4 protein-coding genes and 1 pseudogene are annotated in these 4,437 nt (G+C 78.2%); 1 reads left to right on the top strand and 4 read right to left on the bottom strand.

Annotated features, from left to right (window positions below; translation table 11 throughout):
- From PSR1_RS21915 to PSR1_RS24265, 3 genes and pseudogenes are all read right to left on the bottom strand, one after another.
- Positions 1–526 (bottom strand): annotated as a pseudogene (locus tag PSR1_RS21915) (hypothetical protein); the annotation flags it as partial.
- Positions 523–1,185: a DedA family protein gene (locus tag PSR1_RS21910; RefSeq protein ID WP_059439465.1), complete on the bottom strand. Its 663-nt coding sequence runs from the start codon at positions 1,183–1,185 to the stop codon at positions 523–525. The pseudogene PSR1_RS21915 and the gene PSR1_RS21910, both read right to left, overlap by 4 nt.
- A gap of 71 nt (positions 1,186–1,256) precedes the next feature.
- Positions 1,257–1,409 (bottom strand): DUF5670 family protein, encoded by a 153-nt coding sequence (locus tag PSR1_RS24265; RefSeq protein WP_193388404.1) that lies wholly within the window; start codon positions 1,407–1,409, stop codon positions 1,257–1,259.
- A 102-nt stretch (positions 1,410–1,511) separates the two neighbouring features.
- On the opposite strand from PSR1_RS24265, the gene PSR1_RS21905 reads away from it, so the two are divergent.
- Positions 1,512–2,696: a hypothetical protein gene (locus PSR1_RS21905; RefSeq protein ID WP_059439464.1), complete on the top strand. Its 1,185-nt coding sequence runs from the start codon at positions 1,512–1,514 to the stop codon at positions 2,694–2,696.
- Here the strand turns inward: PSR1_RS21905 and PSR1_RS21900 are convergent.
- On the bottom strand, positions 2,674–4,437 hold a 1,764-nt coding region (locus PSR1_RS21900), incomplete at its 5' end, for a translocation/assembly module TamB domain-containing protein (protein ID WP_160309048.1). The two genes, PSR1_RS21905 and PSR1_RS21900, sit on opposite strands and share 23 nt — an antisense overlap.

Raw genomic sequence — 4,437 nt, 5'->3', positions numbered from 1 at the left:
GCCCTGGTCCGGCAGCCGGACCTCGGCCGGGAAGCCGTCCGGGCCCGCGCGCACCTCCTCCCGCTCGCCCAGCACGTCGAGCGCGAGCGCGCCGTCCGGCAGCGCCGGGCCGGCGCAGGCGAGGCCGGTGCGCCCCCCCTTCCTCGTCGAACGCGGGCAGGCACGCCGGGCCCGCCGCGGCTCCCCGGGCCGCCGCCGCCGAGAGGAGCGCCAGCTCCGCCGCCGAGGCCGGCACCCGCCCCGGCGCCGCGCTCGCGGCCCGCGGCGCCCCGTCCTCGAGCCGGCGCACCGCGCCGGCCAGCCGGCCCTCGCGGTCCACCTCGGCCTCGAGGCGGCGCACCCGCACCGCGCCGCCGGCCTCCTCCGGCGCGCGCAGCCACGTCCCGAAGCTCAGCCGGCACCGCGCCCCGGCGCAGGCGACCCGCAGCTCGGCCGCGCCCACCGGCTCGCCGGAGAGCTCGACGCGGTAGCGCGCCTGCCCCTCCGGCAGGGCGGCGAGCAGCGCCGCCGCGGCGAGCGCGATCACGCCTCCTCCTCGCCGGCCGCCGCGGCGCGCCGCCGCGCCGCCCGCCGCCAGGCGATCCCGAGCGCCCACAGCAGCGCGCCCGCGCCGAGCGCGACCCAGGCGGCGCGCGTGTAGCGGTGCACGAGCTGGATGAGCTCCTCCTGGTTGTGCGCCAGGAACGCGCCCGCCGCGAGCAGCACCGCGTTCCAGAGCGCGGCCGACAGCCCGCCGAGGAGGAGCACGCGGCGGAGCGGGATCCGGGAGGCGCCCGCGCCGACGAAGATGAACGCCCGGACGCCGGGCAGGAACCGGTTCGCGACGAGCAGCCACCCGCCCCAGCGCCGGTAGCTCGCCTCGAAGCGGGCGAGCCGCTGCGCCTGGACCGAGAGCGCGCCGTGCCGGGCGGCGCGCGCGTCGAGCCGCCGCCCGAGCGCCGCGCCGACGCGGTGGTCGAGCCACGCGCCGGCCAGGCCGCCGGCGGTGACCGACACGAAGGTGAGCGGCCAGGAGATGGCGCCCTCCACCGCGTACCAGGCGCCGAGCACGACCAGCAGGTCGCCGGGGAACGGCGGGAAGACGTACTCGACGAGCGTGGCGAAGAACAGGATCCCCGGCGCGTACGGCCCGGTGGTCGAGACGAGCGCGGCGAGCGCGTCGGCGAGGCGCTGGAGCGGGGTCACCGGCGCGCGATGTTACCCGAGGCGCGCGGGCGGCGCGCCGTCCGCGCGGCGCCGCGGCGCGCGGCCGCCCGTCAGGTGACCGTCCGGTGGCGGCCCCGGAAGAAGCCCACCACGTACAGCGCCACCGCCGCGAGCAGGAGCAGGTGGATGGCGCCCACCGTGACCTTGAACGCGAGCGAGACGATCCACACGAGCAGCAGCACCGACGCCAGCAGCCAGATCATCGCGACCTCCCGCCCGTCAAGGTCGACCCTGGGCCGCGCCCGCGCTCGCCCCGCCGCCTTCCCCGGCGGCGCCCGCCCGGCGCGTGCTAACGTCCCCGCCGCGTGACCTCCCGGGCCCGGCTCCTCACCTTCGGCCTCGCCGCTGCCTGGCTGGCGATCGGCTACCTGAACGTCGCGCGCGGGGCCTCGCACGCCGGCGCCGGCTACCGCTTCTGGTCGTTCCAGCACCACTGCTACTCCGACGTGATCGCGCTGCACGGCGACCGGTACCTGGGCGGCGGGCGGCCGCTGCCGTACCTCGAGGACCGGATCGAGTACCCGGTGCTGCTGGGGATCGCGCTCTGGCTGCCGAGCTTCGTCCCGGGCGGCGCGCTGGCGCACTTCACGGTGAGCTACGCGCTGCTGGCGCTGTGCCTGTTCGCCGCGCTCCTCGCGCTGGAGCGGCTGCCCGGGGCGCGGCCGTTCTGGCTCGGGGCGACGCCGGCGCTCGTCTACTACGCCGGGCTGAACTGGGACCTCCTGCCCATCGCGCTCCTGTGCGGGGCGCTCCTCGCGCTCGCGCGCGGCCGGCCCGGCGCGGGCGGGGCGCTCACCGCCCTCGGCACCTCGGCGAAGCTGTTCCCGGGCGTGCTCGCGCCGCCGGCGCTCCTCGCGCTCGCCGGCGAGCGGGCGCGCGCGCCGCTCGTCCGCTTCGCCGCCGGGCTCGCCGCCGCGCTCCTCGCGGTGAACCTGCCGTTCGCGCTCGCCGCGCCGGAGGGCTGGAGCTGGTTCTTCCGCTTCAACGCCGGGCGCGGCGCCGAGAACTCGATCTGGGACGCGCTCGGGCTGGGGCGCGGGCCCCTGCTCGAGGTCCTCTCCACCGGGCCGATGCTCCTCGCGGTCGCGCTCGCCTGCGCCGCGGCCTGGCGCGCCGCGCGGGCGGGGGGCGACGCGGGGCGGGCGGTGCGGCTCGGGGTGGCGCTCGCGCTCACCGCCTGGATCGCCACGAACAAGGTCTGGAGCCCGCAGTACGCGCTGTACGGGTTCCTGGCCGGCGCGCTCGCCGCCGCGCCCACCGGCCTGTTCCTCGTGCTGAGCGCGGCCTCGGTGGCCGACTTCCACGTCGCCTTCGAGGTCCGGGCCCGGCGGTGGGAGCCCTGGTTCCGGGACCACGTGTTCCACCCGGACGGCGTGGTCCGCTCGCTGCTCTGGCTCGCGCTCGCCGCCTGGATCGCGCGCGAGCTGTGGCGCTGCGCCCGGACCGGCCCGGGGGCCGGGGCCGCGGTCAGTAGTCCTTCGACCAGATGAGGCTGGCGCCGCCCGACTGCGCGTCGCCGTAGCGCGACTCCAGCGTCCAGCGGCGGGTGATCTGGTACTCCACCCGCACCTCGTTCACGTTCTGGCCCTGCTCGAGCTGCACGTCGAAGCGGCGCGTGTAGCCGACGTAGATCTTGTCGGTGACGTACTTGCCGGCGCGGAGCGCGCCCGCGTCCACCGCCACGGTGTCGAGCGGGAGCTTGTCGGCGACGAGGTCCTTGAACGCCTGGGTCGCCACCGCGCCCAGCGCGGCCCGGCCGGCCTCCTCGCCGGTGAGCGTCCCCACCCCGCCCGAGCCCGGCTTCAGCTCGGTGCGGCCGGTGGCGATGAGCAGCGCGATCTGGCCGTCGTCCATGGGCGGCTGCGAGGAGAGGCGGATCTCCGGGTCGGAGATCGGCCCGGCCACCGCCACCGTCACCTTCGCGACCGGGTTGTCGTACACCGCCTCCACGTCGAGCAGCGCCGCCTTCGGCGGACCACCGGTGAACGTCACCTTGCCGCGCTCGATCTGGAAGTTGCGGCCGCCGATGGGCTCCACCTCGCCGCGGACCACCTCGACGGTGCCGGTGGCGAAGTCGTTGGCGCCGGTCAGCTCGTAGGTGACGTTGGCCTTCAGCTCGACGCGGATGCGCGGGTTGTCGCTCACCACCTGGAGCCGGCCCGGCACGAGGAGCTGCGCGGTGAGCGTGAACGGCCGCTCCCCCGGCCCGCGCGGCACCGGCAGCGGCGCCTTCCTCGGCGCCGGCTGGCGGCCCACCACGATGTCGCGGCGGCGCTCGAGCGACTGCAGCGTGCGCGGGGCGCGCTTGGGCAGGCGGATGGTCCCCCGCGGCACGGTGAGCTTCACCTGCAGCGCGCCGGGCTGGTAGGCGCCGGTCGCGTCCACCTGCAGGTCGAGCGTCGCGAGGTCCATGCCGGCGCGCATGATGGGCAGCTCGCGGCTGACGATCCGGCCCTCCAGGCGCGCGTCCGGCCCGCCCATCCCGCGCAGCGCCCCGTGCGCCTCGAACGAGCCGTGCGCGCGGCGCGCCGCCACCCGGCGGAGCTCCACCGCGTCGTCGGTGACGGTCGCGTCCACCTCGATCTGCGTCCAGTCGCCGTACTCCGAGATCGCCAGCCGCCCGTCGGCGAGCCGCACCGTCCCGCGCGGCGACGCGCGCTCGAGCGGCCCGCGCGCGGTCACGTCGGCCTGGAGCTTCCCGGACGCGGTCCGGACCCAGCCGGCCAGCACGGCGGGCAGGAAGCCGAGGTCGAGGTCGCGGGCGCGCAGCCCGAGCTCCGCGGGCGCCCGGCGCAGGTCGGCGGCGCGGGTGTCGAGGCCGAGCGGCGCGTCCACCGCCGCGGTCGCCTCCAGCGTGCCGCCGGCCTTCGCGGCGAGCGTCACCCGGCCGCTCCCGCGCCCCTCCGCCCAGCGCGCCTGCGCGGTGAGGTCGCCGAGCGGCCGGCCCTCGACCTGCAGCCCGCGCCCCGCCGCCTCGAGCGCGAGCCGCGGGGCGGCGAGCGTCCCCTCCGCCGTGAGCCGCGCATCCACCGTCCCCTCGACGAGCAGCGTGCTCGTGGAGGTGCGGGCCAGCGACGCGTGCGGCACCACCAGGACCACCGACAGCGGCGCGCTCCGCAGCCCGCCCCGCGCCAGCAGCCGCTCCGGGGCCGCCGCCAGCGACCCCTCGCCGCGCAGCAGCTCCTGGCCGCCCATGGCGAGCCGCAGGGTGGCGCCCACCCGCTGCGCGCC

Origin of the sequence: Anaeromyxobacter sp. PSR-1, assembly GCF_000964525.1 — a bacterium.
Classification (GTDB): Bacteria; Myxococcota; Myxococcia; order Myxococcales; family Anaeromyxobacteraceae; genus Anaeromyxobacter.
Note: the sequence above shows the minus strand (reverse complement) of the source record. Positions and strands in the feature narration are given on the sequence as shown.